Source organism: Rhodococcus sp. DMF-1 (genome assembly GCF_021441945.1).
Classification (GTDB): domain Bacteria; phylum Actinomycetota; class Actinomycetes; order Mycobacteriales; family Mycobacteriaceae; genus Rhodococcus; species Rhodococcus ruber.
Window position 1 is genome coordinate 2,579,934 of record NZ_CP090442.1, and the last position, 26,590, is coordinate 2,606,523.

General features: G+C 72.2%; 24 protein-coding genes. 6 read left to right on the forward strand and 18 right to left on the reverse strand.

Going from position 1 to position 26,590, the window contains the following annotated elements; all coding sequences use genetic code 11:
* Positions 1-14: 14 nt before the first annotated feature.
* Positions 15-1,880 carry a glutamine--fructose-6-phosphate transaminase (isomerizing) gene (glmS, locus tag LZP97_RS11945; protein ID WP_017679652.1) on the reverse strand — a complete coding sequence of 622 codons (1,866 nt, stop codon included), beginning with the start codon at positions 1,878-1,880 and terminating at the stop codon, positions 15-17.
* Between the two features lie 98 nt (positions 1,881-1,978).
* Here glmS and LZP97_RS11950 point away from each other — a divergent pair, with 98 nt between their 5' ends.
* The gene (locus LZP97_RS11950) at positions 1,979-2,824 is read left to right on the forward strand and encodes a dienelactone hydrolase family protein (RefSeq protein WP_040272368.1); all 846 of its coding nucleotides are present in this window, start codon (positions 1,979-1,981) and stop codon (positions 2,822-2,824) included.
* Here LZP97_RS11950 and LZP97_RS11955 read toward each other — a convergent pair.
* The 10 genes from LZP97_RS11955 to LZP97_RS12000 all read right to left on the reverse strand — a co-directional run bounded on the left by LZP97_RS11955 (position 2,797) and on the right by LZP97_RS12000 (position 13,564).
* Positions 2,797-2,964, reverse strand: coding sequence for a hypothetical protein (locus LZP97_RS11955; protein ID WP_162919327.1), 168 nt, complete (start codon positions 2,962-2,964; stop codon positions 2,797-2,799). The genes LZP97_RS11950 and LZP97_RS11955 overlap by 28 nt on opposite strands.
* A 30-nt stretch (positions 2,965-2,994) precedes the next feature.
* On the reverse strand, positions 2,995-4,275 hold the full coding sequence (locus LZP97_RS11960; RefSeq protein ID WP_048773471.1) for a hypothetical protein: 1,281 nt from the start codon (positions 4,273-4,275) through the stop codon (positions 2,995-2,997).
* Positions 4,272-4,598, reverse strand: a complete 327-nt coding sequence (locus LZP97_RS11965; RefSeq protein WP_228287067.1) for a hypothetical protein — start codon at positions 4,596-4,598, stop codon at positions 4,272-4,274. The genes LZP97_RS11960 and LZP97_RS11965 overlap by 4 nt, the downstream gene beginning before the upstream one ends.
* A 73-nt stretch (positions 4,599-4,671) precedes the next feature.
* Positions 4,672-6,009 carry a phosphoglucosamine mutase gene (gene glmM, locus LZP97_RS11970; RefSeq protein ID WP_010595581.1) on the reverse strand — a complete coding sequence of 446 codons (1,338 nt, stop codon included), beginning with the start codon at positions 6,007-6,009 and terminating at the stop codon, positions 4,672-4,674.
* Between the two features lie 162 nt (positions 6,010-6,171).
* Positions 6,172-6,678, reverse strand: coding sequence for a 30S ribosomal protein S9 (gene rpsI / locus LZP97_RS11975; protein WP_003938048.1), 507 nt, complete (start codon positions 6,676-6,678; stop codon positions 6,172-6,174).
* Positions 6,675-7,118 carry a 50S ribosomal protein L13 gene (rplM, locus tag LZP97_RS11980; protein ID WP_010595582.1) on the reverse strand — a complete coding sequence of 148 codons (444 nt, stop codon included), beginning with the start codon at positions 7,116-7,118 and terminating at the stop codon, positions 6,675-6,677. Before rplM ends, rpsI begins: the two co-directional genes overlap by 4 nt.
* Positions 7,119-7,425: 307 nt before the next feature.
* The gene (locus tag LZP97_RS11985) at positions 7,426-7,725 is read right to left on the reverse strand and encodes a WXG100 family type VII secretion target (RefSeq protein WP_225223062.1); all 300 of its coding nucleotides are present in this window, start codon (positions 7,723-7,725) and stop codon (positions 7,426-7,428) included.
* 63 nt (positions 7,726-7,788) lie between these two features.
* Complete coding sequence (locus LZP97_RS11990) at positions 7,789-8,130, reverse strand: WXG100 family type VII secretion target (RefSeq protein ID WP_228287068.1); 342 nt, start codon at positions 8,128-8,130, stop codon at positions 7,789-7,791.
* Between the two features lie 128 nt (positions 8,131-8,258).
* Positions 8,259-9,584: a type VII secretion-associated protein gene (locus LZP97_RS11995; protein ID WP_048773473.1), complete on the reverse strand. Its 1,326-nt coding sequence runs from the start codon at positions 9,582-9,584 to the stop codon at positions 8,259-8,261.
* Complete coding sequence (locus tag LZP97_RS12000) at positions 9,581-13,564, reverse strand: type VII secretion protein EccC (RefSeq protein WP_040272510.1); 3,984 nt, start codon at positions 13,562-13,564, stop codon at positions 9,581-9,583. Before LZP97_RS12000 ends, LZP97_RS11995 begins: the two co-directional genes overlap by 4 nt.
* A 231-nt stretch (positions 13,565-13,795) precedes the next feature.
* On the opposite strand from LZP97_RS12000, the gene eccD reads away from it, so the two are divergent.
* Positions 13,796-15,256, forward strand: coding sequence for a type VII secretion integral membrane protein EccD (gene eccD, locus LZP97_RS12005; protein WP_048773474.1), 1,461 nt, complete (start codon positions 13,796-13,798; stop codon positions 15,254-15,256).
* A 1-nt stretch (position 15,257) separates the two neighbouring features.
* Positions 15,258-16,655 (forward strand): type VII secretion-associated serine protease mycosin, encoded by a 1,398-nt coding sequence (mycP, locus tag LZP97_RS12010; RefSeq protein WP_040272358.1) that lies wholly within the window; start codon positions 15,258-15,260, stop codon positions 16,653-16,655.
* Here the strand turns inward: mycP and eccB are convergent.
* Positions 16,601-18,055, reverse strand: coding sequence for a type VII secretion protein EccB (eccB, locus tag LZP97_RS12015; protein WP_040272356.1), 1,455 nt, complete (start codon positions 18,053-18,055; stop codon positions 16,601-16,603). The two genes, mycP and eccB, sit on opposite strands and share 55 nt — an antisense overlap.
* A gap of 106 nt (positions 18,056-18,161) precedes the next feature.
* Between eccB and eccE the strand changes: the two genes are divergently transcribed.
* On the forward strand, positions 18,162-19,787 hold the full coding sequence (gene eccE, locus LZP97_RS12020) for a type VII secretion protein EccE (RefSeq protein ID WP_040272353.1): 1,626 nt from the start codon (positions 18,162-18,164) through the stop codon (positions 19,785-19,787).
* On the opposite strand, the gene LZP97_RS12025 is transcribed toward eccE, so the two are convergent.
* Both LZP97_RS12025 and LZP97_RS12030 read right to left on the reverse strand, forming a co-directional pair.
* On the reverse strand, positions 19,775-20,341 hold the full coding sequence (locus LZP97_RS12025) for an NADPH-dependent FMN reductase (protein WP_040272351.1): 567 nt from the start codon (positions 20,339-20,341) through the stop codon (positions 19,775-19,777). The genes eccE and LZP97_RS12025 overlap by 13 nt on opposite strands.
* Positions 20,342-20,359: 18 nt before the next feature.
* Positions 20,360-20,941, reverse strand: a complete 582-nt coding sequence (locus LZP97_RS12030) for a TetR/AcrR family transcriptional regulator (RefSeq protein WP_010595592.1) — start codon at positions 20,939-20,941, stop codon at positions 20,360-20,362.
* 57 nt (positions 20,942-20,998) lie between these two features.
* Here LZP97_RS12030 and LZP97_RS12035 point away from each other — a divergent pair, with 57 nt between their 5' ends.
* Both LZP97_RS12035 and LZP97_RS27265 read left to right on the forward strand, forming a co-directional pair.
* Positions 20,999-22,141: an acyl-CoA dehydrogenase family protein gene (locus LZP97_RS12035; protein WP_048773479.1), complete on the forward strand. Its 1,143-nt coding sequence runs from the start codon at positions 20,999-21,001 to the stop codon at positions 22,139-22,141.
* A 272-nt stretch (positions 22,142-22,413) separates the two neighbouring features.
* On the forward strand, positions 22,414-22,548 hold the full coding sequence (locus LZP97_RS27265; RefSeq protein WP_263623492.1) for a hypothetical protein: 135 nt from the start codon (positions 22,414-22,416) through the stop codon (positions 22,546-22,548).
* Positions 22,549-22,822: 274 nt separating this feature from the next.
* Here the strand turns inward: LZP97_RS27265 and LZP97_RS12040 are convergent, their stop codons facing one another.
* The 4 genes from LZP97_RS12040 to LZP97_RS12055 all read right to left on the reverse strand — a co-directional run bounded on the left by LZP97_RS12040 (position 22,823) and on the right by LZP97_RS12055 (position 26,489).
* Positions 22,823-23,815 carry an alpha/beta hydrolase gene (locus LZP97_RS12040; protein WP_048773480.1) on the reverse strand — a complete coding sequence of 331 codons (993 nt, stop codon included), beginning with the start codon at positions 23,813-23,815 and terminating at the stop codon, positions 22,823-22,825.
* A gap of 88 nt (positions 23,816-23,903) precedes the next feature.
* Positions 23,904-24,818, reverse strand: coding sequence for a tRNA pseudouridine(38-40) synthase TruA (gene truA / locus LZP97_RS12045; RefSeq protein WP_010595595.1), 915 nt, complete (start codon positions 24,816-24,818; stop codon positions 23,904-23,906).
* A 5-nt stretch (positions 24,819-24,823) separates the two neighbouring features.
* The gene (gene rplQ, locus LZP97_RS12050) at positions 24,824-25,396 is read right to left on the reverse strand and encodes a 50S ribosomal protein L17 (protein WP_003938063.1); all 573 of its coding nucleotides are present in this window, start codon (positions 25,394-25,396) and stop codon (positions 24,824-24,826) included.
* Positions 25,397-25,427: 31 nt separating this feature from the next.
* Positions 25,428-26,489, reverse strand: a complete 1,062-nt coding sequence (locus LZP97_RS12055) for a DNA-directed RNA polymerase subunit alpha (protein WP_006947180.1) — start codon at positions 26,487-26,489, stop codon at positions 25,428-25,430.
* Between the last annotated feature and the right edge of the window lie 101 nt (positions 26,490-26,590).

A 26,590-nucleotide genomic window follows, 5' to 3' on the forward strand; every position in this document is an offset into this window, starting at 1 on the left:
TCCCGCCGGGGTCGCTATTCCACCGTCACGGACTTGGCGAGGTTGCGGGGCTTGTCGACGTCGTAGCCGCGGGTCTGGGCGACCTCGGCGGCGAACACCTGCAGCGGCACGGTCGACAGCAGCGGCTGCAGCAACGTCGGCGCCGCCGGGATCTCGATGAGGTGGTCGGCGAACGGCCGCACCGCCTCGTCGCCCTCCTCGGCGATCACCACCGTCCGCGCGCCCCGGGCCTGGATCTCCCGGATGTTGCTCAGCAACTTCGAGTGCAGCACCGCCCGCCCCTTCGGCGACGGCATCACCACGATCACCGGCAGCCCGTCCTCGATCAGCGCGATCGGACCGTGCTTGAGCTCGCCCGCGGCGAAGCCCTCGGCATGCATGTACGCCAGCTCCTTGAGCTTGAGCGCACCCTCGAGCGCCACCGGATACCCCACGTGCCGGCCCAGGAACAGCACCGTCGACGACGACGCCAGCTCCCGCGCCAGCCGCCGCACCGGCTCGACCGTCTCGAGCACCCGCGCGATCAGGTGCGGCATCGCGGCCAGGTCGGCGTACTCGCGGGCCACCTCGTCCGGATACTTGGTGCCGCGGGCCTGCGCCAACGCCAACCCCACCAGGTAGTTCGCGGCGACCTGCGCCAGGAACGCCTTGGTCGAGGCCACCCCGATCTCCGGCCCGGCCCGGGTGTAGAGCACCGCGTCGGCCTCCCGGGGGATCTGCGCGCCGTTGGTGTTGCACACCGCCAGCACCCGCGCCTTCTGATCCTTCGCGTGCCGCACCGCCTCGAGGGTGTCGGCGGTCTCCCCGGACTGGGAGATCGCCACCACCAGCGTCGACCGGTCCAGCACCGGATCCCGGTACCGGAACTCGCTGGCCAGCTCCACCTCCACCGGCAGCCGCGTCCAGTGCTCGATCGCGTACTTGGCCACCAGACCCGAGTGGTACGCACTGCCGCAGGCGACGACGAACACCTTGTCCACATCGCGCAGCTCCTGATCCGACAGCCGCTGCTCGTCGAGCACGATGCGACCGCCGGCGAAGTGCCCGAGCAGCGTGTCGCCCACCGCGGCGGGCTGCTCCTCGATCTCCTTGAGCATGAAGTAGTCGTGGCCGCCCTTCTCGGCGGCCGCCAGATCCCAGTCGATCTCGAACGGCCGGGTCGCCACGTCGGTGTCCCCGTCGAAGTCCGACACCCGGTACCCGTCGGCGGTGATCACCACCACCTGGTCCTGCCCGAGCTCGACCGCGTGCCGGGTGTGCTCGATGAACGCCGCCACGTCCGAGGCCACGAACGTCTCCCCGTCCCCGACCCCGACCACCAGCGGCGTCGACCGGCGCGCCGCCACGATCGTGCCCGGATGCTCGGCGTGGGTGAACACCAGCGTGAACGCCCCCTCGAGCCGGCGCAGCACCGACAGCGCACTGGCCTCGAAATCCCCCGCGGTCGGCCCCTCGGCATACGCCCGGGCCACCAGATGCACCGCCACCTCGGTGTCGGTGTCGCTGGCGAACTCCACCCCGGCCTTCTCGAGCTCCACCCGCAACGGCGCGAAGTTCTCGATGATGCCGTTGTGCACCACCGCCACCTTCCCCGTCGCGTCCCGGTGCGGGTGCGCGTTCCGATCGGTCGGGCGACCGTGCGTGGCCCACCGGGTGTGGCCCATGCCGGTGGTCCCGGCGAAGTGCTCGGCCCCGACCTCGTCGAGCTCGGCCTCCAGATTCGCCAGCCGACCGGCCTTGCGCTCCACCGCCAGACCACCCGCGCCGTCCAGGACCGCCACCCCGGCCGAGTCGTAGCCCCGGTACTCCATCCGCCGCAGTGCCTCCACCACGACATCGAGAGCCGGGCGGTGCCCGACGTACCCCACGATTCCGCACATGGTTAGCAGGGTACTGGTCCGCGACCCGCCGGTAACAACTCGTCCGTGTCCCCGACGGGTGGCACGCGCGAAGCTGATCATCGGCTAACGTTCACGCCGTGGCGGCGAAACCGAAATCCCTGGCCCAGCGGCTCTCGAAACGCGGACCGCACACGGTATTGCGCGGCAACCTCGCTCTCGCAGGTCAGCCGGGCACCGTCTACACACCCGCCGAGGGGTTCGGCCTGCCCGCCGTCGCGTTCGGCCACGGCTGGATGACCGGCCTCGACAAGTACTCGAAGCTGTTCGAGCACCTGGCCTCGTGGGGCATCGTGGTCGCTGCTCCGAGTACCGAACGCGGACCGATCCCGTCGCACCTCGGGCTCGCCGCCGATCTCGGCACCACCCTCGACATCTGTGTGGGCGTGCGCCTGGGGACCGGCCGGATCAGTGTGCACCCCGATCGGCTCGGCCTGGTCGGCCACGGCATGGGCGCGGGAGCCGCGGTGCTTGCCGCGTCCCGGCGCGAGGTGGCGGCCGTCGCGGCGCTCTACCCGGCTCCGACGTCGCCCCCGGCCTCGGCCCTGGCCGCCCGGGTGCACGCGCCCGGTCTCGTGCTCGCCGCGGAGAAGGACCTCGGCTCGATGGGCAGCGACGCCGTCGCCGTCGCCCAGGCCTGGGGCGGCGAGGTGCTGATGCGGGTCGTTCACAAGGCCACCGACGACGGCATGATCGAGGGCCGACGCCTGCTCGCCTTCCTCGGCGTCGGGGGCGCGCAGCGGAACACCCAGAAGGTCACCCGCGCGCTGCTCACCGGATACCTGCTGTACCGGCTCGCCGGTGACAAGACCTACGCGCCGTTAGCCGATCCCGAGGCGGAGCTTCCCGGCTCCGAGGTGCTCACCGAGCCCGACGCGATCGACCGTGAACTCGGCACTCAGATCAACCAGCTTCTCGGACGGTAGAACTCCTCGTCGGCCGGCTCCGGCGCGCGCATCGTCCCGACCGGGAGCTCGTGCGGATCCCGGACGCGCCGTAGGGTCTCGAGGCGGCACGCGACCGCCTCCCGGTGCTCGGCGACGATGCGCTCGAAGCGGCCGGTCACAGCGGCCGTCCCGTCACTGCAGCCGTCCGATCACAGTGGCCCCGCCTCGGCCAGGACCACCCCGTCGCCGGCCTCCTGCTCGGGGTTCGGGTCGGCGCCCTCGGCCCCGGCCGTCCCGGTCCGGCGGGCGGTGTCCGCCCGGGGTCCGGGTATCCCGGCCGGCGCAGGGGGCGCACCGTCACCCGACGCACCCGCCCGCTGGGGATCGGGCGGCAGCGGTGCCGTCGACGTGCCGACTCCCGCATCGCCGTGTTCCGCAGCGCCGTCTCCCGCAGCACCCTCTCCCGCCGTGCCCTGCCCCGGAACGAGGTGTCCCGAATCGGCAACGGGTGTGGGCGGTTCCGGTTCCGTGGCTGTGGTCCCGGCCTGTGAGTCGGATGCGTGCGACGGCGCCCGTGCGGGATCCGGCGGCGCCGGTATGGCCGTCTCGACGGCCTCGGTCACCTCCTCCACCACCGTCGCGGCCAGATCGAGGACCGCGCCGGTGAGACCGCCCACAGCGGTCACAAGTCGTAGCCCCGCCGCGACCAGATCCGTGGATGCGCCCGGCGGCGCCCACGGGTCGGTCACCGGACCCACGTCCCGCACCGCCGGATCCGGTGGCGCGAGCATCGTGACGAGTTCGGCGAACACCGCCCGCACCGCGCGGTCGGTGTCGTCGCACAGGGCGAGGAAGGACTCGACCGCCGCCTCCACGCCGGGCCGGTACACCTCGTCACGCCACCGCGCGCACCAGTGCGTGACGGCGGCGCGGTCGAGATCCGGACCCAGCGCCGGATCCCACGCGGCGAGCTGGCGTGCCGTCGGACCGTCGCCGTCCGCGGCGCCGGCCAGGATGGCGTCGATCTCCTCGACGGTGCGTCCGCCGACGGTCGTGTCCGCGAATTCGGCGGCCGCGCGGGCCTTCTCCTCGACGACGGCGAGCACCGCGGCCGCGGCGTCGGTCAGCGCACGGTGGGCGGTGCCCAGCCCTGCCCGCAGGTCCTCCCCCGCTCGCACATGGCGGACGAGCGCGTCGACCGCACCCGCCGCTCCCCCTCCCGTCCACGCCGTCGCCAGGGCGTCGACACCGGAACGATGCCGCGCGACCTCGGCATCCAGGCCGGTCTCGAGCCGGGCGAAGACGTCGGCGTCCACGAGCAGGACGGCCGGGTCCGTGCCGCGCTGCTCGTCGTAGCGTTCCTCCAGGTGCGAACAGGGCGGCAGGCCGGGAGCGTACCGCTCGGCGCGCGGAAGATGCTCGGCGAAGAAGCGCAACCCGACCCGTCCCCCGTCGAGCACCAGGTCGAGCCGCCGCTCGCCCCCGGTCACCGGGATGCCGTCGGCGGCATGTCGACGCCCCGCAGGACGGAGTCGGTCTCCTGGTCCAGCCACGCGTACCCCCCGGCCGCGCGGCGCAGCGCCGACGCGTGTGCGGCCGTCGCTGCCGACCACTCCACCACCGCGCGATGCAGTCGGTCGTAGCACGCCCGCACCGCTTCGGCCTCGGACCGGTAGCGGTCGTCGACCGCGTCCGGGCCGAAGCCGACGGTGTGGAACGCACGCGCACGGCAGTCCGCGTCGGTGGCCGAGTCCGCCAGTCCGTCGGCGACCGACCGGACCACCGCGCCGTCGAGTCCCATTCCGTCACGCACCGCGCCCCCTCCCTCGTCCCCCGGAGGATTGGACGCAGCGGGCGGCGGTTCGGTTCCCGGGCGGAGAAGCGCCTCAGACGGCGGCGACAGCTCCCGCGAGGCGATCGGCGAGCGCGCGGGCCAGTGCGTCGTCGGCGGCCTCCACCATGACCCGCACCAGCTGTTCGGTGCCGGACGGGCGCAGCAGCACCCGGCCGGACTCACCCAGTTCCCGTTCCGCGGCGGCTACCGCGTCGGCGACGGCCGGTGCCTCGGCAACCGCGGACTTGTCGGACACAGGGACGTTCACCAGCACCTGCGGCAGAGTGCGCATGACGGCGGCCAGGTCCGCGAGGGACGATCCCGTCGCCACCATCCGCTCCATGAGACGCAGACCGGTGAGCACCCCGTCACCCGTTGTGCCCAGCGCCGGCAGCACGATGTGACCGGACTGTTCGCCGCCGAGGCTGAAGGAACCGCGCCGCAGCTCCTCGAGCACGTAGCGGTCACCGACCCCGGCGGTGACGACGGTAATCCCGGCTTCGCGCATCGCCAGGTGCAGGCCCAGATTGCTCATCACGGTGGCGACGAGCGTGTCGTCGTGCAGTTCGCCGGCCTCCCGCATCCCGAGGGCGAGGATCGCCATGATCGCGTCGCCGTCGACGACGGCGCCCGTCGCATCGACCGCGAGGCACCGGTCGGCATCGCCGTCGTGGGCGAGACCGAGGTCGGCGCCGTGCTCGACGACCGCGGCCCGCAGACCCTCCAGGTGGGTCGAACCGCACCCGTCGTTGATGTCCAGCCCGTCCGGTTCCGCATGCAGCGCGACGACGGTGGCCCCGGCCGCGGCGTACGCGGCCGGTCCGACGTGCGACGCCGCGCCGTTGGCGCAGTCCACGACCACCGTCAGTCCGGTCAGCGGCGTACGCAGCGCCGACGCGAGGTGTGCGAGATAGCGATCGGCCGCGTCGGCGGCGGTCCGCACCCGGCCGACACCCGCACCGGTGGGACGTGCGACGACGCCCTCACCGTGCAGCATCGCCTCGATGCGGTCCTCGACGGTGTCGTCGAGCTTGTGGCCGCCGGCCGCGAAGATCTTGATGCCGTTGTCCGGCATGGGGTTGTGCGACGCGGAGATCATCACGCCGAGGTCGGCGTCGTAGGCGTCGGTCAGGAACGCGACCGCCGGAGTGGGCAGCACCCCGACCGACAACACGTCGACGCCGGCCGCCGCGAGACCCGCGGTCACCGCGGCTTCGAGCATCTCCCCGCTCGCGCGGGGGTCGCGGCCCACCACCGCGACGGGGCGCCGCCCCTCGGCACCGTTCGCCAGCACGGTCGCGGCCGCTCCGGCGAGTCGCATCGCCAGTTCGACCGTGAGCTCGGCGTTCGCCAAGCCTCGCACGCCATCGGTACCGAACATCCGACCCATCGAGCAAAGTCCTCCACGTCGAGAAATGCGGCCTGCGCCGCCTGCTGTCGCAAAAAGTACGTCAATGCACGAGAGCAGGCGTCCGGTAGCGAATTCTCTACCGGCGCCTGCTCTCGTGGTCGAACAGGTGCCGAGGCTGACGAGGTCAGCGTCGGCGGCACATCAGCGCTTGGAGTACTGCGGTGCCTTACGGGCCTTCTTCAGGCCGTACTTCTTGCGCTCGGTGGCACGCGGGTCACGCGTGAGGAAGCCGGCACGCTTGAGCGCGGGACGGTCCTCGGCGGTGACCTCGATCAGCGCGCGGGCGATCGCCAGGCGCAGGGCGCCTGCCTGACCCGACGGGCCGCCGCCGTGCAGGCGGGCGTGCACGTCGAACTGCTCGGTGCGCTCGACCGTGACCAGCGGCGACTTGACGAGCTGCTGGTGCACCTTGTTCGGGAAGTAGTCCTCGATGGTGCGGCCGTTGAGCACGAACTTGCCGGTGCCGGGCACGAGGCGGACGCGGACGACGGCCTCCTTACGGCGGCCGACGGTCTGCACCGGGCGGTCGAACACGATCGGCGCAGGAGCGACAGCGGCCTCCTCGGCCACGTACTCGTCCGCGGCGACCTCGACGTTCTCGGTGTCGGTGTACTCGTCGCTGTAGTTCTCGTTCACGTTCTCGGTCACTGCGCCACCTGCTTGATTTCGAACGGCACCGGCTGCTGCGCGGTGTGCGGGTGGTTCGGGCCCGCGTAGACCTTCAGCTTCTTCGCGATCGCGCGACCGAGCTTGTTCTTCGGGAGCATGCCGGTTACGGCCTTCTCCACCAGACGGTCCGGGTTCTTCTCCAGAACCTCACCGACGGTGCGGGAACGGAGGCCGCCCGGGTAGCCGGAGTGGTTGTACAGGAGCTTGTCCTGCTTCTTGTTGCCGGAGACGGCAACCTTGTCCGCGTTGATGATGACGACGAAGTCGCCACCGTCCACGTGGGGGGCAAAAGTGGGCTTGTGCTTGCCGCGGAGCAGGTTCGCCGCCTGCACCGCGAGGCGGCCGAGCACCACGTCGGTGGCGTCGATGACGTGCCACTGGTGGGTCACGTCGCCGGCCTTCGGTGTGTACGTAGACACAGATCTTCCTCGTCTATCGTGTCGCTGCTGGCCCGCGCGTCGTCGATGATCACCCTCGGCGGCCAGTTGGGACCCGAGAAGCGACGTTCGCCGCGCACGAAGCAACGACGACGTACGACACGCCAACGGGACACGATACCGGGGACGTGTCCGCCCGGTCAAAACAGCACTCGACCCGTTCGACACAGCATCCAGCCCGTTCGACACAGCACCCGGCCCGTTCGACACAGCACCCGGCCCGTTCGACACAGCACGACGTCCCGGCGGCCTCTCCACCACCGGGACGTCGCTCGTCACCCGGGTCGTCTCAGGCCTGCCACCTCCGTGCCAGCTCGGATTCGACGCTGCGCATCTCGTCGTTGCCCCGCGCCACGGCGACGGCGATCTGGTCGAGCAGCAGGTTCAGGTCGGCGGACGCCCGATCCCACTTCTGCTGGGTGACGTGGTACTCGGACCGGGCCTGCCCGTCCCAGGTCTGCACCAGCGGTTCGACCTGGGATCTGATCCGGTCGAGCGTGTCGTTCATGCCGCGCTGCAGCCCGACGACGCGCGCATGCAGGTCGTCGATGCCACCGAAGTCCTGCCGGATCACATCGGGTCCACTCATTCGTTCTCCTCGGGTCGGGTCGTGCGGACGGAATCGGGTCCGGTCGGTGCCGGACCTTCGGGGTCAGTAGGTGCCGTGGAGGCTGTCGCCGAGGACGTTCAGCGACTGCGCCTGGGCCTCGACGGTGCCCTCGTACGCCCGGCCGTTGGTGCGGATGCCGGCGACGATCGCGGCCAGCGCCTCGTTGAGCTGAAGGGCACTGCGGTCCCATCGCGACATCACGTCGGTGAACGCCATTCCCGACCGGCCCTGCCACACGTCCGGCGACGACGAGACCGTGGTACGCAGCGCCCCGAGCAGTTGTTCGAGCTCTCCGTGGGAGTCCTCGATCTGCCGCGCCGCCGTCTCCATGGTCGCGACGTCGGTCGCCACCCGATTCGAACTGCCCTGCCCTGGTTGCGTCACGCCTGTCTCCTCTGCAGTTCCGCGTTCCGTGTCCCTTCGGACCCCCGTGGCCGAAGCGGTTCGCGCCTACACCGATTGGACGCAGTGCCGGGCCGTCAGGTTCCCTTCTCGGCGAACGAGGCGATCCGCTACGCGACCGTCACCGTGTGCACGGCCTGCTCGCATTCGTTCTTGATGCCCGACCATTCGCCGGTGAGGAATTGGCATCCGACCGCGACCTGGATGCCGGACTCGACCACGACGAACCAGCGCACGAGCGAGAAGTCGTCCGGCGCCTCCACATAGGCGATCACCGGACGGTCCGCGAAGGTGGTGTCGGCGTCGAGGTCGCGGATCACCTCGCCTCGTTCGGCCGCGCGGCGGGCCAGCACCTCCCCCACGCCGGCCAAGTCCAGATGACGACGAAGAATGCTGTGCACCAGCACTATTCGGCGATCACTCCCGCCCACCGGGACGAGTTCGGTACGGTCGGCACGGGCCGGGCCACGAAGCGCCCACCCCTCCGGCAGCTCCAGCCGGACGGGCCCGAGCACGTGCCGCACCGAAGGAGCCCTCGGCGTGGGAGATCTCGTCCCCGGGGTCACGCCGCCCGCGTCGCCCGCGGCGGGATCGTTCACGATTTCCTCGTGCAGGTCCGCACGGTGCCCGGAAGTCCACACCAGGCCGACAGCTGCCACGGCTGCCACGGCGGCCACGACTGCGACGACTGCGACGACGGCAACGCCCCGACGCACCCGGCCGACCGGCCGGGACGCCGGCTCGGTGTGCAGCCAGCGCGGTGCCGCCGCCGCGTCCGCCGGCGGCTCGGGGCCGGGATCCGGCACCGCGGCCAGCATCTCGGACGCTGCGACCGGTAGCACCCGAATGCCACGGCCGAGCCGCTCGGCGATGCGCTCGCACAGCGGCATTCCGGGTGGCTCGCCCGGACTGCCCGTCACGAGGACGACGTCCGGATCGACGGACCCACACACGTTCCGTATCAGCTCGTCGAGCCGGCGGGCCCCGGCCGGAGAGTCCAGCAGCCCCTCGTCCAGGTCGGAATCCCGGGCGAGCCGGTCGACCTCGCCGTCGGGGGTGGTCAGCGCCGTCGTCGTCACACCGGCGCCGTCGACCTCCACGACCGCGTACCGCTCGCCGTCGCCCGGCGGCGCGGTGCGGCGCGCGGCGACCGCGGCGGTCACGAGGACGGCGTGCCGCGCGACCTGCCGCGCGGCCGTGTGCAGCTGCGCTCGACGACGTTCGCCCCACTCGGTGGGATGCACCACCGTCACGGTGTCGAGATCGTCCGGTGCCCCTGCCGTCGCCGCCGCGTACCCGAGCAGGGCGGCCGGGTGCGCATCGTCGTCCGAACGGGGCTCGGGCGCCGCGGCGGGAATCGTCACGGTCCGATCGGCCCACCGTGCGTGGATCCGTCCCGGGACGACCTGCATATGCAGCGTGCGGACGTCGCTCATTGCGGGGGCAGCCAGGCCGTCTGCACGAGCGTCTCCCCGTCGCGCTGCACGAGGGTGCCCCGCCCGGGCGGCATCGGACGCGGACGCGCGGTACCCACGAGTGCACCCTCCTCGCGGTTGCCGCTCATCACGAGACCGGCCGACGACAGTTCCCGCAGCCGCGCGATGACCGGTTCGAAGAGTGCCCGCCCGGCCCCTCCGGAGCGGCGTGCCAGGACCAGGTGCAGCCCGACGTCCTTGGCCTGGGGCAGGTATTCGAGCAGGGGCGTCAGCGGCGACTGGCTCGCGGCGGAGACGAGGTCGTAGTCGTCGACGACGACGAAGACCTCGGGTCCCGACCACCAGGAGCGTTCCCGCAGCTGCTGCTGGGTGACGTCGGGACCGGGCATCCGCCGCTCGAACACCGCCGCTAGGTCGCGGGACATCGCCGACAACGTCACGGCGGACGGTGCGTATCCGCCGAGGTGGTCCCCCTCCACGACGCCGAGCAGGGTGCGCCGGTAGTCCCCGACGATGATGCGGGCCTGCGCCCCCGTGCGGGACTCCAGGAGGCTGCGGCAGATGCCGCGGAGCACCGTCGTCTTCCCGCAGCCCGAATCGCCGAAGACGAGCAGGTGAGGCTGTTCGGCGAAGTCGATCCCCACGGGGGCCAGTTCGGCCTCGTCGATGCCGAGCGGCACGAACAGCCGCCGTTCCCCGGCCGCGCCGCCGCCGGCGGCCCACCGGTCGCCGAGGGCGGCCAGGACGTCGGCGCGATCGACGAGGTCGGGCAGCATCCGGACGACCGGGGCGGGGCGACCCGGTGCGGCCGCGGCGACGGCGGCCACGGCGTCCGCCAGTCCCGCGGCGAGATCGACGGTCTCGGAGCTGCCGTCGACCCGCGGCAGCGCGGCCAGTACGTGCAGCCCGTCACGGTCGATGCCCCGGCCCGGCCGGCCCTCGGGTACCGCCGCCGCCTTCTTACGGCCGTACTCGGAGTCGGCGGGATCACCGAGGCGCAGCTCGAGACGGGTCCCGAGGTGGTCCCGCATCGCCGGTCGCACGTCACCCCAGCGCGGCGCGGTGAGCACCACGTGGATGCCGAAGGACAGCCCCTGGGCGGCCAGCACCGCGACCTGCGGCTCCAGGGCCTCGAAGTCCTGCCGGATGCTGGGCCAGCCGTCGATCACGAGGAACACGTCGCCGAAGGCGTCCACGTCCGCACCCGGCCCGCCGCCGGCCCGGCGACGGCGCAACTCGGCCATCGATTCGAGGCCGAGTTCGCCGAATCGGCCCTCCCGGCGCCGCAGCAGGGCGGTCAGCTCGGCGATCGTCCGGCGGACGCGGTCGGCGTCCAGCCGGTTGGCGACCGAGCCGACGTGCGGGAGGCCGGCGAGGCCGGCCAGCGCCCCGCCGCCGAAGTCCAGACAGTAGAACTGCACCTGTTCGGACGTGTGCGTCATCGCCATCGACAGGACGAGGCTGCGGAGCATCGTCGACTTGCCGGAGCGCGGTCCTCCGACGACGACCACGTTGCCGGCCGAGCCGGAGAGGTCCACCACCAGCGGATCCCGCCGTTGCTCGAAGGGGCGGTCCACGATGCCGATCGGCGTGCGCAGGATGCTCCGCGGCAGCACGTCACCGGTCAGCAACGACCGGGGAAGGAGCCGGTCCAGGCTCGGCGCCGCATCGAGAGGCGGCAGCCAGACCTCGTGCGCGGGTGCGCCGTGGCCGCGGACCTGCGCGACGAGGACATCGAGCACGGAGCGGCTTTCCTCGGCAGGGAGGGGATCGTCGCCGGGCTCGACCGGCTCGGGAACGGGTTCGGGCTGCGCCAGGGGCACTTCCGCGGTGGTGAACAGCCGCGGCCGGGCGGCTGCAGTGCCGTGCCGGGTCACCGACCGGTCCGAGCGGCGACGCTCGTAGGGCCCCGACACGTAGGCGGCAGCGAACCGCACGATCTCCGCCGAGTCGCACTTGAGGTATCCGGCTCCCGGCGAGGGCGGCAGGTGGTAGGCGTCGGGGACGCCGAGAACACTTCGGGATTCGTTGGCCGAGAAGGTTTTCAGTCCAATGCGGTACGACAGATGACTGTCGAGTCCGCGTAACCGGCCCTCGTCGATTCGCTGACTGGCGAGCAGCAGATGCATGTGCAGGGACCGCCCCAGCCGGCCGATCGCGGCGAACAGGTCCGCGAAGTCCGGCTGCTGCGTGAGCAACTCCGAGAACTCGTCCACGACGACGACCAGCGCCGGCAACGGTGCCAGCGCTGCACCGCCGGCGCGGGCGCGTTCGTAGTCGCCCACGTTCGCGAAGTTACCTGCCGCACGCAGAAGCTCCTGCCTGCGGTTCATCTCGCCCTCGAGGGCATCCTTCATCCGATCGACCATGGCCAGCTCGTCGGCGAGATTGGTGATCACCGCCGCGACGTGCGGCGCCGACTCGAGTCCGAGAAAGGTTGCGCCGCCCTTGAAGTCGACGAGAACGAGATTCAGCGACTCGGGGGCGTGCGTCGCGATCAGACCCAGTACCAGGGTTCGCAACAGCTCCGATTTTCCCGAGCCGGTGGCGCCGATGCACAATCCGTGCGGGCCCATGCCACCCTCGGCGGCCTCCTTCAGGTCCAGTTCGACCGGTGTGCCGTCGGTTCCGATTCCGATCGGGACCCGCAACCGGTTGCGCCCCCGCCGCGGCGACCATGCCCGGCCGGGGTCGAACTGTGCGACGTCGCCGAGCCCGAGCAGCTCCTCCCACCGGTCCGGCCGATTCTCACCGGCACCGGACTCGGCGGCCCGGTGGGTGGCTCGGTACGGCGCCAGTCGCCGCGCCGCCGTCTGTGCCTGCGCCACGCTTGCTCCGTCCGGCACCGCGAAGGTCTCCACCCGCTCGCCGGCGCGGGCACCCAGGCGTCCCGGACCGACAACGAGTTCGAGTCCGCGGGAGGCCGCCGCGACGGGCATCGACGCGCACAGGTCCAGGATCGTGACGGAGTCGAGTCCGTCGTCGAGGATCCCCGAACCCGAGCCGTGTACGCCCCCGTCGATCACGATCACCAGTTGGGGCACACCGTCGACCGGGGCCGCGTTGCGGGCGAATCGCCCGCGCCCCGTCAGGCGGTCGGCGAATGCGGCCTCGAGATCGCGGACCGACCCGAACACGGCGCGGGCGCTACCCGCCCCGTCGACGATCTCGTGGTTCTGCACGTGCGGCAGCCACTTGACCCAGTCCCACTCGTCAGCCGTGTCCGGCCCGCACACGACGGCGATTCGCAGGACCTCCGTGCTGTGGAAGGTGCACAGTTGCAGGAGCATCGCGCGTACCAGATCGCGTGCCGTGCGGCGGTCGCCGCCGAACGACACGGCCGCGAACCCGCGCAGCGACACCGCGGTCGGCAGAGCCGGCACGACCGAGTGCGCGCGCACGAACCGCCGCAGCGACACGGCTGCCACCGGTTCGAGGTCCTCGACGGGACCGGTGTCGGGAGCGATCAGCCGGGTCGCGAGACGTTGGCCGCTGAGCCCGACCCGGACGTGGCAGAAGTCGGCGTCGGTGCCGCCACGTTCCCACATGCGTACCGTCCCCGCGAGCGTCCACAGCACGGCCGGGTCGGGATGCGTCCATTCGAGGGCGCGCCGCTGCCGGTCCGCGGTGTCGTGGACCTCCCGCCGGAGACCGTCGAGATACCGCAGGTAGTCCTTTCGATCCTCGTCCGCCTCCGCCGCTTTCGCTCCGCCTCCGCGGCTGCCCGCGAACATGCCGACCATCGAGACGACCATCATGAGCGGGAAGACGAGCGACATCGGGCTCCGCGCCGCCCCGGAACCGAACATCAGCGCCACCATGCCGATCATCGCCGCGACCATCACGACCGGCAGCAACTTCGCCAGGAGATTGCCCGGCGTCGAGCGCGGAATCTCCGGCGGGGCCTGCATTCCCACCTCGCCCACCGGTACGCGCGGCACCTCGCGCCGCGGCCTGCGCACGAACCGCACTGTCCCCACGAACCGCACTGTGCTCACGAACCCACCCCCACCGCCCCACCACGGCAGCCGTCCTCGCGACGGCCGTCCCCCCACGGTCGACGAAGGGTAACGCACACCGGATGGATCGGCATGCAGGCGGACGCGACGGCGTCTGCGCGAGGCGATGTCGTATCGTCTCCGCGAGGTCCGGGCGGGCGGGCGAGCCCGTCCGGACCGAAGCACGGTCGGGGGACGACGGGGGGATGGACGATGACGGCTGCGCATACCGAACCGGGGCGGATCGACCCACCCGAACTCTGCCGGGTGACCGTGCTGGCACGGCACACACAGGTCGATCTCGCCCTGCCCGGCGACGTGCCCGTCGCCTTGATCGTGCCCGGCGTCGTCGACCTCGTCGCGAGTCACCGCGCCGTCAACGACTTCGACCCCTCCGTCGAGCGGGTCGAGCCCGAAGCATGGGCGCTGGCCCGCCTCGGTTCGTCGCGGCTCGCGGCGGCACTGAGTCTGCACGAGCAGGGCGTCCGCGACGGCGATCTGCTCGTGCTCGAGGACGCGTCGACACCGGCGCCACCCCCGCTGTTCGACGACGTGACCCACAGCGTCGCGACCGCCGACGAGGCCGGGACGGGCCGCTGGTCGCCGGGCGCGGCGGCGACGGTCGCGGCAGCGGTCACCCTGTCCGCGACGGCGGTCGGTGCGGGGGCTCTGCTGCGCCTTTCCGCGCCGGAGGGACGGCTTGCCGCCGGGGCCGGCTGCGGCGCACTCGCCGTCCTGCTCCTGCTCGCCGGGATCCTGCTCGGCCGGGCCCGCGACGACCGTCGCCCCGTGGCGCTGCTGTGCGCCTGCGCGGTGCCGGCCGCCTTCGTCACCGGAATCCTCGTGGTGCCGGGGGCCTTCGGACCGGCACACTCGATGCTCGGTGCGGTCCTGTCGGGGGCCGCGGCAACCCTGGTCCTGGTCTCGGCCGACGTCGGACGGGTGCCCTTCACCGCGGTTGCCGCCGTCGCCGCGGTGGCGGCGGCCGCCTTCCTCGTCGCCACCTCGGGAATCCCCGCGTCCGCGGTCGGAGCCGGAGTCGTCGTCACGGCGATGCTGACCGTGACGTTCGCTCCCCGGCTCGCCATGAAGCTCGCCGACCTGCCGCTGCCCCCGGTACCCGGCCCCGGCGCGGGAGCACCCCGGATCGAGGACGGAGAGGACGGCCCGGACGGCGAGGACCGGTCCCTGCCCGATCGGGGCGAGCTCGCGGCGGCCGCCGCGCGGGCACGCGACCACCTCACCGGTCTCGTCGGTGCGGGAGCCGTTCTGACCGTCGCCGGTGCGTGGTGCGCGGCAGCCCCGCTGTCCGGGGACGACCCCGTCGGACCGGGCACCGCCCTGGCGCTCGCCGCTGCGGCGGTGATCATGCTGCGGGGCCGCACCTATACCGACGCGCGCCAGGCGACGCTGCTGGTGGCAGGCGGCGCATCCGTGCCGGTAGCCCTGCTCGCCGCGGCCGCGATCAGCGGATCCGTGCCGCCCGTCGCGGTCTTCGCCCTCGCCGCGGGCGTCGCGGCCGCAGCGCTGGTGTTCGGCGTGGCCGCCCCGCGTCGCTCGTTCACTCCGGTGCAGCGGCGCGCCGCCGAGCTCGTCGAGTACGCGACGATCGCGACGGTCCTGCCGCTGGCCTGCTGGGTCACGGGGCTCTACGCCGCCGTCCGCGGGATCTGACGTGGCCCGCGGGGCACGTCTCTTCCTCGTCGCTCTGGTGCTGACGACCTCGTCCTTCGGCACGGCCCCGTTCGCCGGGGCGCAGCCCCCGCCCGCCGATGCCGGGAGCCTGCCTCCCCCCGCGGCGCCCGGCCCCGTCGACGATACCGCGCAACGTTCGCCGTGCACCACCGTCGCCACCGTCGACGACACCGCCTCGATCCCGGAACCGCAACGCCTCCTGGATTTTCCGGCCGTGTGGCCGTTGACGCGCGGCGCGGGCCAGCTCGTGGCGGTGATCGACACCGGAGTGGGCCGGAACGCCAGGCTGCCCGGGCTGGTCCCCGGTGGGGACTACGTCTCCTCGGGCGACGGGACGCAGGACTGCGACGCCCACGGGACCCTGGTGGCGGGACTCGTCGCGGCCCGCCCGGTCGCCGGGTCGGGATTCGCCGGCGGCGCCCCGGACGCGCGGATCCTCACCGTGCGCCAGTCCAGCCGCCACTTCTCGGCGCACCGGCCGGACGCCGACGACCAGGATGCGCGCACGTCACCCGGCTACGGCAACGTGCGCACGATGGCGATGGCGGTGCGCCACGCCGCGGATCGCGGCGCCACCGTCATCAACATCTCCGAGGTCGCCTGCGCTCCGGCCGCAGAAGGGATCGACGACCCCGAACTCGGGGCGGCGGTGCGGTACGCGACGGAGGTGAAGGACGCCGTCGTCGTCGCCGCCGCCGGGAATGTGGAGGAGCGCTGCCGGGGGTCGAATCCGCACGGACTCGATCCGCTCCGCCCGGGCGAGGATCCCTGGCGTGCGGTCACGACCGTGGCCTCGCCGGCCTGGTACGACGACTACGTACTGACGGTCGGTTCGGTCGAGCCCGACGGCTCACCGTCGAGCTTCAGCCTGCCGGGACCGTGGGTGGATGTCGCCGCACCCGGCAGCGGTGTGGTCTCCCTGCATCCCACCGCGGACGGCCTCGTCGACGCCTATCGGGGAGCACAGGGCCCGATTCCGGTGTCGGGCACCAGTTTCGCGGCGCCACTCGTATCCGCGACCGTCGCGCTGGTACGGGCACGATTTCCGCATCTCGATGCCCGCGCCGTCGCGCTGCGGATCGAGGCCACGGCGCACGCGCCGGCCGAGGGCTGGAATCCGCGGGTGGGACACGGCGTCATCGACCCGTTCGCGGCGGTGACCGCCCCGTGGACGGAAGAGCGTCCGCAGGTGCCCCGTTCGGTGGCCGTCGCATCCCCGGCACCACCGGCGCCGACGGATCAACGGCCCCGGAACGTCGCGGTCGTCGCGGCGACTGTGGTGCTCGTGATCGTGGGAGCGACAGCGTCGCTGCGACGCCGGCGTCAGCTGCCGGCGCCGACCGGCGCCGGGTCCGGATCGGGTGCGACGCCGTCGTGAGCGACGAGCGCCTCCGCCCGCCCGAGTGCCGGTCCCGGCGCGAACAATTCGACGATCTGCCACGGCGCGGGCACGGGTTCGGAGAATCCCAGGGCGGTCGCGGCGTCCGCGTCGACGATGCCGTACCGCACGCCGGTGTCGGCGACGTAGAAGAGGGCGCCGCGCCGCGCACTGTCCGGCGCGACGGAGGTGGTCTGCACGAACGCGCCGCGGCCGGGCGCGAGGTACGCGCTGTCGGCCTCGGGCCCGCCACCGTCCGCCTGAGCCAGGGACACCGGCACCGCCCCCTCGGGTAGCGGCAGTGCCGAGCCTGCCGACACCTCGACGACGGACCGCGACTGTCCGTCCGCGGCGGCCTCCGGGGTCCACGTCAGGCATCCGACGGGGCGGTCGCCGGCATCGACGACCGTGGGCACGGTCGTGGGGAAGGTGTCCACGTCGAGACCCCGCACGGCCGGCGCGTCCCGTAGCAGATCCGGCGGGACGGCAGGGATCTCCGCGGCGCCCTGCGAATCGGTGAAGTGGACGATCTGTGCCGTCGCCTCGGACACCTCCTGCACACCGTCGCGCAGCACGACGTAGAACTTCTTCCCGTCCGGCACTGCGACGCGGACCACCGAACCGACGGTCAGCGAGCCGATAGGATAGCGGGGCTCGTCGCCGGCGCCGGGGATCCGCGGAGCCTCGAGCCGCGGCACCTCCGGGATGGCGGCGAGCAGGGCCGGACCGACGGGACGCGCCATGCCGGCATCGAGGCCGAGAACGCGGGTGAGCGCGCGGTCCGACAGGTCGACTTCGGCGCGCGATCCGCGGTACACCAGATGGTGCCTGCCGTCGGCCGCGACGAGCAGGGCCTCGTCGTCGGTGAGCGGTCGTGCGCGGTCGCCGTAGGCGGGCTCCCCGGCGGCGACACTCGTGGTGACCGAGCGGCTTCCGTCGGGGGCGACGGTGTCGCACACCGTCCACGACAGCGGTTCCGCGACGTGTGCCAGCGCCGACGGCGCACCGGGGATGCCGACGAGGGAACCCCGTGGGCGCGTCTCGAATTCCTCGTCGGCGACGACGGTGGGCTCGTCGGGCCGCCCGAGCACCAGGCGGGCGGAGGCCAGGTTGAGCACCGGATGGAAGGTGCCGTCGATCGCGACCAGCATCGCGCCGGATTCGCGACCCACCACGATGGTGGCATCGCCGATCTTGTCCTGCGGGCGGAACAGGGCGAGTGCGGCGCAGCCCGCGAGTCCGACACAGGCGAGGACGGCACCCACCGCCAGCGCGCGTGACTGCGACCGCATCGGGTCGTGGATCATCCGCACGTCCCGCCGCACCAGTGCATGCTCCATGCGGCGCACCAGAAACCGGTAGCCGTTGACCTGCCAGCGCGTGGTCGGCTGCGCTCCCATCGATCCTCCCCCGTACGACGCCCCCTCCGCCGCAACACAGTACAGTTCCGGCGGGGAACATCGGGGGGGGACCGGGCCGTCGCTCGGGGGGAACGGGGGAATCGTCGTGCAGCATGGGGTTTTCCGGCGGCCACGGCGCCGCTCCGCGGCCGGGGTGGTGCGGGCGCAGTGTGCAGCGCTGATCGGGTGGACGATCGCGGCGGCCGCCGGCGCCCCGCTTCCCGCTTCGGTGGTCGTGGCGGCGCTGGCCGCGGTGTCGGTGGTGGTCCCGGTCCGGGGGCGCGACGCCGTCGACTGGTCGCGGGAATGGTGGCGATTCCGGAACCGTCCGATCCGTACTGCCCCGGTGATCGTCGACGTCGCCGCGGCCGGCGACGGACCGGTCGGGGTGTGCTGGGACGGCTCGGCCGTCGTCGCGGTCGTGGAGCTGGTGCCGACGGGCGGCGACCTCACCCGGCTGACACGCGACCGGGCAGATCCCCTGCGCCGGCTTCCGCTGGCGGCGATCGCCGCGTGCCTCTCGCGGCACGACGTCGAACTCGACGGGATCGACGTCGTCGCGCACGGCCGCCGGGCGTGCGACGAGACCGTGGCCGGCGAGGCATACGGGAGCCTGGTCGGTCCGCTGCCCGCCGCCGCGACCCGCACGGTGTGGCTCGCGCTGCGGTTCGACGCCCTCGCCTGCCCGGCCGCGGTGGCGCGCCGGGGCGGCGGGGCCGAGGGCGCGGCACGCGCCGTGAGCATCGCGGCGCGCCGGGTCGTGCGGGCGTTGGCGGAACAGCACCACGCCGCGCGGATCCTCGACGCGGGAGAGATCACCCGGGCGGTGGAGTCCGTCACCGGATGCGCGGATCCGCTGCTGCTCGAGGAGGATCGCGACGCGGTACGGCTTCCCGGCGGTCTCAGCCGGGCCTCGGTCGTCGAACCGGGTCACCTCGACCGGGCGACCTTGACCCGCGTCTGGTCGGAGCCGCTGTCGTCGGCGACGATCACGGTGCGCCTGCGACCCGGCACCGAGCCCGGAACCGTGCGGGTGGGGGCGGTGCTGCGCGGAACGAGCCGGTCCCCCGAGCCGAGCCGCCGGACGCCGGGCACTCGGCGGTTGTGGAGTCGCGAACTGGACGGGTTGCTGGCGTCGACGCCGACGGCCGCGGCGGGGCTCGAGGATCTGGTCCCCCTGCGCACCGTGCAGCTCGGCGACGCCGACGCCCTGACCCTGCCGGTGACAGGATGCGGGCAGGTGGTCGGGGCGGACGAGTCCGGAGCGGCCGTGTCAGCTCGCGTGACCGGCCGGGGCGTGCGCACCGTCTACGTCGCCGGGGAGCTGTACCTGGCGCAGCAGCTGGTGTTCCGGTCGGTCGCGATCGGCGCGCGGGTGGCGATCCACACCGATCGCGCCTCGGCCTGGCGCCCCCTGCTCGCCGCCGCGGGACCGGACCGGTTGCGCCTCGGTGGCGACGAGCGGGGTTTCGACACGATCGTGTACGACGGTGTGCGCCCGGCGGCGGTTCCCGCCGGGGCGACCGCGATCCACGTGCACGTGGATCCGGATCGGTGGCCGCGTGAGCGCCCGGACGTGTCGATCCTGCAGCCCGGAGCGGCCGGGGATCGGGTGGTGCTCACGGCTGGGGGCCGCCGGGTGTCGTTGTCGCTGGTGAGTGTCGGCGCCGAAGCCGCGTTCCTCGGTCGTCCGCGCGCGGGTGGGCGCAGCCGGGTTCCTCAGCCCGGGTAGGGTTCGGCGCTCTGTCCGGCGCGCACGGTCCGTGCCCACCAGGCGAGCTGGGTCAGCATCCGCTGGGCCGCATCGGCGGCGGCGCCGTCGGTGGTGGTGCCGTCGGCGGCGAAGGCGTGCTTGACGCGGTGGAAGCTGACCGATTCGCGCACGGGAACCATGTGCACCTCGACGACGACCTGCCGGAGTTGTTCGACGGCGCGCAGACCGCCGGAGAGCCCGCCGTAGGAGACGAATCCAACCGGCTTGGTGCGCCATTCGTGTTTGACGGTGTCGAGGGCGGTCTTCAGTGCGGCCGGATATCCGTGGTTGTACTCGGAGGTGACGACCGCGAACGCGTCGGCCGCACCGATGCGCCGGGTGAACGCCTCGGCCTCCCGGCCGCCGGACAGATCCTGCGGCAGCGGGGTGTCGGCGAGGTCGAGCACGCCGACGTCGAACTCGCGGCGTTGCCGCGCGGCGGCGGCGAACCAGTCGGCGACGACGGGCGCGATCCGCCCGGCCCGCACGCTGGCGACGACGATCTCGAGACGAATCGGGGCTTCGGCGTCCATGGGCCGATGGTAGGCGGGTCAGGCGGTGAGGCCGTGGGTGAGCAGGGCGGCGAGTTCGCGGTAGGCCTGGGCGTCCGGCAGGCCGGTGGCCTCGGCGACGTGGCGCTGCTGGATGCGGACCATGACGGCGGCGACGACGTCGGCGACGAACGCGGCGTGCACGTCGCGCAGTTCCCCGGTGGCGACTCCGGCGGCGATGAGGTCGCGGACGCGTTCGGCGGCGAGCCGGGTGTTGCGCTCGTAGACCTCACGGGCGGCGGGGGCGGCAGCCATGTCCTCCATGAACTGCGCGGAGGCGGGTTCGAGTTGCCGGCCGACGGCCTCGAGGTAGCCGCGGATGCGGTCGACGGCGCCGCTGCGGCCGTCGAGCTCGGCTTCGACGCGCTCGGTCGCGCCGCGGAAGAAGTGCACGGTGGCGGCGCGGACGAGGCGGTCCTTGCTCTCGGCGAGGGCGTACAGGGTCGACTTGGAGCAGTGCAGGCGGGCGGCGATGTCGTCGAGGGTGAAGCGGGCGAAGCCCTCGGCGAGAAACAGCGCGACGAGCTGGTCGAACAGTTGCGCCTGCCGCGCCGTGCCGCGCCGGGTTCCCGCTCTTGTCATACTGCAGATAGTACTGCAGTATCGTTCTCAGTACTATTTTCCGAGCGAGGAGTCACCGTGCCCGTCGAGCGCCTGCTGCCCACCCCCGAGGCCTACGACCTCATCGAGCTGACCCGCGACGTCGCGGACAAGGTTCTCGCGCCGCGGGTCGTCGAACACGAGCGCAACGAGACGTTCCCCGAGGGCGTGTTCCCCGCCCTCGGCGCGGCGGGACTGCTGAGCCTGCCGTACCCGGAGGAGTTCGGCGGCGGGAATCAGCCGTACGAGGTGTACCTGCAGGTGCTCGAGGAGCTCGGCGCCCGCTGGGCGGCCGTCGCGGTCGCGGTGAGTGTGCACGGCCTGTCGTGCTTCGCGCTGGCCACCCACGGCACCGAGGAGCAGAAGGCCCGGTGGTTGCCCGCCATGCTCGGCGGCGAGACGATCGGCGCCTACAGCCTGTCCGAGCCGCAGGCCGGGTCCGATGCCGCGGCCCTGACCTGCCGCGCGACAGCCGTGGACGGCGGCTACCGGATCTCCGGATCGAAGGCGTGGATCACCAACGGCGGCAAGGCGGACTTCTACACGCTGTTCGCCCGGACCTCCGACGCCGGCTCCAAGGGCATCTCCTGCTTCCTCGTGCCCGCCGGAACCGAGGGCCTCAGCTTCGGCAAGCCCGAGGAGAAGATGGGCCTGCATGCCATCCCCACCACGACCGCCCACTACGACGATGCGTTCGTCCCCGAGGAGCGCCGCATCGGGGCCGAGGGGCAGGGCCTGCCGATCGCGTTCAGCGCCCTCGATTCGGGCCGCCTCGGGATCGCGGCCGTCGCGGTGGGTCTCGCGCAGGCCGCGCTCGACGAGGCCACCGCCTACGCCAAGGAGCGCAAGGCGTTCGGCAAGAAGATCATCGACCATCAGGGCCTCGGATTCGTCCTGGCCGACATGGCCGCGGCGGTGGACTCGGCCCGCGCCACCTACATCGACGCCGCGCGCCGCAAGGACGCCGGTCTGCCCTACTCGCGGCAGGCGTCGGTCGCCAAGCTCGTCGCGACCGACGCGGCGATGAAGGTGACCACCGACGCCGTGCAGGTACTCGGCGGCTACGGCTACACCCGGGACTTTCCCGTCGAGCGCTTCATGCGGGACGCGAAGATCACCCAGATCTTCGAGGGGACGAACCAGATCCAGCGGCTGGTCATCGCGCGGCACCTGGCGGGCTGACGGTGTGAACTCCCGGCCGCGCCGGGGTGTGAACTCCCGGCCGCGCCGGGGTGTGAACTCCCGGCCGTGCCGGGTGTCGAAGGCCCGGTCGAGCCGGGGCGCGGGCCCGCAGCGGTGCCGGGGCGCGCGGCCGTCCTCCCCGGCGGCACGCGCACCCCGGCACTGCCGGGATAACTCGTGCCGCGGAATCTGAAACATCCTCCTGTCAGATTTCGCGAACCGCCTGCTACCGTGCGCCGGTGGACAGACATCGTCGACGGGGTCGCAGAGCCGTGGACCGAGTGGAGAGGGCGGCCGACGCCGCGGAGACGGTGGCGACACTCGCCGAGCTCGGCGTCCTGTTCCTGCGGGTCCTGACGCTGCCGTTCCGCGCGCTCGCGGCGCTGCTCCGGATGATCGCGGACTGACCTCGGAACCCTCGCCGTGCCCCGGTATCCTGCGTCACATTTTCTGGGCAAAGCGGACATCCTGTACTTAGATCTTGGTTGGACGTACGTCCAGGATTTGTCCATCGACATCGGAGGTAATCCCCATGCTGCTCGGCTCGCTCGGCTCCCTGGTCGACCACGTGCTCTCCTTCCTCAGCTGGCTGATCTGAGAGAAGCCTCGACGCGCGTAGCGAAAGGGGCGAGGTCATCCGACCTCGCCCCTTGCTGTTTCCGTCGCTCGTGCCGAGCCGCGCTACGCGCCGATCGCCTCGGCAAGAATCGGCCAGGACTCGTGCAGCGCATCCTGCCAGTACCCCCACGAGTGCGTGCCCTCCGCCGCTGTGCTGAAGGTCGCCTCGATCCCGAGTTCGTCGAAGGTCCGCCGCAGCCGCTCGGTGCACTGTGCCGTGGCCGCCTCGATGGATCCGAGGACGAGCAGGTCGACCGGGTCCACCTGCCCGCCCAGGGCCGCCTCGTGCGGACCCGGCAGGCCACCGCCGGAGGAGATGTACAGCGTCGTCCCACGCAGCTTCTCCGCGTTCAGCGCCGCGTCGTTGGCGATCCACCCCGGCCCGCCGATCGGGCCCCACATGTTCTCGACGTCGCCGCCCCCTATCGTGACGACGGCCTCGACGTAGCTGCGCCCCGGATCGCTGCTCGTCTGCGCGCACCCGCTGTAGGACGCCACCGCCTCGTACAGTCCCGGCGACTGCTGCGCGAGGGCCAGCACCGAACTGCCCGACATCGACATCCCCGCCACGGCGTTGCGACCGTCGGCGCCCAGTGCCGCGTCCACGACCGGCGGCAGTTCCGACGTCAGGAACGTCGCCCATCGGTGCCGGCCGAGCTTCGGGTCGTCACGGACCCAGTCCGTGTAGTACGAGAAGGCTCCGCCCACCGGGGTGACGACGTTGACGTTCTTGCCGTCGAAGAACTCGCGGACGTCCGTCTGCTCCCGCCAGTTCGCGGCGTCCTCGCCCCCACCGGCTCCGTTGAGCAGGTAGAAGGTCGGCCGGGCAGCGGAAGTGTCGGCGGGCCGGATCACCTCGACCGGGATCACCCGGTCCATGGACGGCGAGTACACGTGCAACACCCAGTCGCGCGCGGTTCGTTCCTCCACGTGATCGACGTAGGCCCCGGCCGGAGCCGGCTCGGCGGCCGCCGGTGCCGTCAGCAGGGACGCCGCGGCGAACAGGGCCGCCGCGACCGTCGCGCCTCGCCGCCGGATCGCGGGCAGGTCGAGCACTGTGCCTCCCTCTCACATGCCGATCCCCCGGCCGGGCCGCCGGGGGACGTGCTCGTCGGAACATATCACCGGCAGGTTCGGCCGCGGGTCAGCAGCAGCCGGGACCGACGGGCCCGCGCACCTCGCGGGTGGCCGCGTTGCGCGCCGCGAGTTCGTCGTCGGGGGGATAGTCGACGCCGACGAGGCTGAGTCCGTGCGCCGGAGCCACGGCCACGGCCGCGGCGCGCTGCCGTTCGTCGAGCAGCGCGGTCGTCCACTCGACACTGCGCCGCCCCTCCCCTACCGCGAGGACCGCCCCGACGAGGCTGCGCACCATCGACCAGCAGAACGCGTCCGCGCTCACGTGCGCGGTGAGGATGTCCCCTGTGCGCGTCCAGTCGAAGCGTTGCAGTTCGCGGACCGTCGTCGCACCGTCGCGCCGCTTGCAGAAGGCGGCGAAGTCGTGCAGGCCCAGCAGCGACCGCGAGGCGGCACGCATGGCGTCGACGTCCACCGGTTTGGGCCAGGCGACGGTGTCGCGGGCCCGCAGCGGCTCGGCGCCGTAGACGGCGGTGGTGAGCCGGTACTCGTAGTGCCGGCGGACCGCCGAGAAACGGGCGTCGAAGTGGGGCGGGGCGACGGAGATGCCGGTGACGCGGACGTCGCGCGGCAGGAACCGCGCGAGCCGTCGCACCAGGCGGGCGAGGTCGTCCGGAAGGGTAGCGGTGGGGACGTCGACGTGCGCGACCTGACCGGACGCGTGCACCCCGGCGTCGGTCCGCCCGGCGACCGTGAGCTGGACCGGAGTGCGTACGACCGCCCCGAGCTTCTCTTCGATCTCCCCGCACACCGTCCGTCGTCCGGGCTGCCGTGCCCAGCCGGAGAAGTCGGTGCCGTCGTAGGCGATGTCGAGCCGCAGCCGGGTGCTGTCCTCACCGGCGGCGGACGGGTTCTCGAAAGCAACGGGCCCGCCGCCCCGGTGGGGGGCGACGGGCTCGTTCGCTTCAGCGGATGCCGAAACCAAGTGGACTAGTCCTTCTTGGCCTCGTCGGCGTCCTTGGCGTCGGCCGCGGTGGCGGTCTCGTCCTCGATCGCGTCGACGACGGCGTCCGCGTTCTCGACCTGCGCGTCGGAGGCGTCGGCCTCGACGGCCTCGACGACGTTCTCCTCGGCCGGGGCCTCGGTGGCCGGCGCGCTCTGCGAGGCGGCGACGCGACGGGCGCGGTCGGCCTCGGAGGTGACGGTCTTCTCCTTGACGAGCTCGATGATCGCCATGGGAGCGTTGTCACCCTTGCGCGGCATCGTCTTGACGATGCGCGTGTAGCCGCCGTTGCGGTCCTCGTAGAACGGGCCGATCTCCGCGAACAGCGTGTGGACGACGTCCTTGTTGCGGATGACCTTCAGCACCTCACGACGGTTGGCCAGCGTGCCGGCCTTCGCGTGCGTGACGAGCTTCTCGGCGTAGGGCCGCAGGGCCTTGGCCTTGGCCTCGGTGGTGGTGATGCGGCCGTGCTCGAAGAGCGCGGTGGCCAGGTTGGCCAGCAGCGCCTTCTGGTGCGAGGCCGACCCGCCGAAGCGGGCACCCTTCTTGGGCTTGGGCATGATGAATCTCCTAGTAACGGACCGTGAGCTGCTACAGCTGCTCGGTCTCGGCGTAGTCCTCGTTCCCCTCGGCGTCGCCGAAGGAACCGGCGTCCGTGTCGCTCCAGGTACCGGTCGCGGCGTCGTAGCCGGCGACGGTGCTCGGGTCGAAGGACGCGGGGCTGTCCTTGAGGGAGAGGCCGAGCGAGTGCAGCTTGACCTTCACCTCGTCGATGGACTTCTGACCGAAGTTGCGGATGTCGAGCAGGTCGGACTCCGTGCGTGCCACGAGCTCACCGACGGTGTGCACACCCTCGCGCTTGAGGCAGTTGTAGGACCGGACCGTGAGGTCGAGATCCTCGATGGGGAGTCCGAAGGAGGCGATGTGGTCGGCCTCGGCGGGCGAGGGACCGATCTCGATGCCTTCTGCTTCGACGTTCAGCTCACGAGCCAGACCGAAGAGCTCCACCAGGGTCTTGCCCGCCGAAGCGAGCGCGTCCCGCGCGGTGATCGAGTTCTTGGTCTCCACGTCGAGAATCAACCGATCGAAGTCGGTGCGCTGCTCGACGCGGGTCGCCTCCACCTTGTAGGTCACCTTGAGCACCGGCGAGTAGATCGAGTCGACCGGAATACGGCCGATCTCGGCGCCGGACGCCTTGTTCTGGACGGCAGGGACGTAGCCGCGGCCGCGCTCGACGACGAGCTCGATCTCCAGCTTGCCCTTGTCGTTCAGGGTGGCGATGTGCAGGTCCGGGTTGTGGACGGTGACACCGGCCGGGGGCACGATGTCGCCCGCGGTCACGGTGCCGGGGCCCTGCTTGCGGACGTACATGGTGACCGGCTCGTCCTCTTCCGAGCTGACCACGAGGCCCTTGAGGTTGAGGATGATGTCGGTGACATCCTCCTTGACCCCGGGAACCGTGGTGAACTCGTGGAGCACGCCGTCGATGCGAATGCTGGTGACGGCCGCGCCCGGAATCGAGGACAGCAGGGTGCGACGAAGCGAGTTGCCGAGGGTGTACCCGAAGCCCGGCTCGAGGGGTTCGATGACGAACTTCGAGCGGTCGTCGGCGATGACCTCTTCGCTGAGGGTGGGTCGCTGCGAGATGAGCATGGAGTGCCTCCTTGTGGGCGTCCGCCATATGACGCCCTGGTCGGGATGTGGTGTCCCCCCGGACCTCGGAGGACCGGAAGGACACCACGGCGCGAAGCGCC

What these genes read in the sequence shown, in the direction of transcription:
- glmS (WP_017679652.1), bottom strand. Translation starts at nt 1,880, where the DNA reads ATGTGCGGAATCGTGGGGTACGTCGGGCACCGCCCGGCTCTCGATGTC.
- LZP97_RS11985 (WP_225223062.1), bottom strand. Translation starts at nt 7,725, where the DNA reads ATGAGTGGACCCGATGTGATCCGGCAGGACTTCGGTGGCATCGACGAC.
- glmM (WP_010595581.1), bottom strand. Translation starts at nt 6,009, where the DNA reads ATGGGTCGGATGTTCGGTACCGATGGCGTGCGAGGCTTGGCGAACGCC.
- LZP97_RS12055 (WP_006947180.1), bottom strand. Translation starts at nt 26,489, where the DNA reads ATGCTCATCTCGCAGCGACCCACCCTCAGCGAAGAGGTCATCGCCGAC.
- LZP97_RS12030 (WP_010595592.1), bottom strand. Translation starts at nt 20,941, where the DNA reads ATGACAAGAGCGGGAACCCGGCGCGGCACGGCGCGGCAGGCGCAACTG.
- rplQ (WP_003938063.1), bottom strand. Translation starts at nt 25,396, where the DNA reads ATGCCCAAGCCCAAGAAGGGTGCCCGCTTCGGCGGGTCGGCCTCGCAC.
- LZP97_RS12025 (WP_040272351.1), bottom strand. Translation starts at nt 20,341, where the DNA reads ATGGACGCCGAAGCCCCGATTCGTCTCGAGATCGTCGTCGCCAGCGTG.
- LZP97_RS11995 (WP_048773473.1), bottom strand. Translation starts at nt 9,584, where the DNA reads ATGAGCGACGTCCGCACGCTGCATATGCAGGTCGTCCCGGGACGGATC.
- eccB (WP_040272356.1), bottom strand. Translation starts at nt 18,055, where the DNA reads ATGGGAGCGCAGCCGACCACGCGCTGGCAGGTCAACGGCTACCGGTTT.
- eccD (WP_048773474.1), top strand. Translation starts at nt 13,796, where the DNA reads ATGACGGCTGCGCATACCGAACCGGGGCGGATCGACCCACCCGAACTC.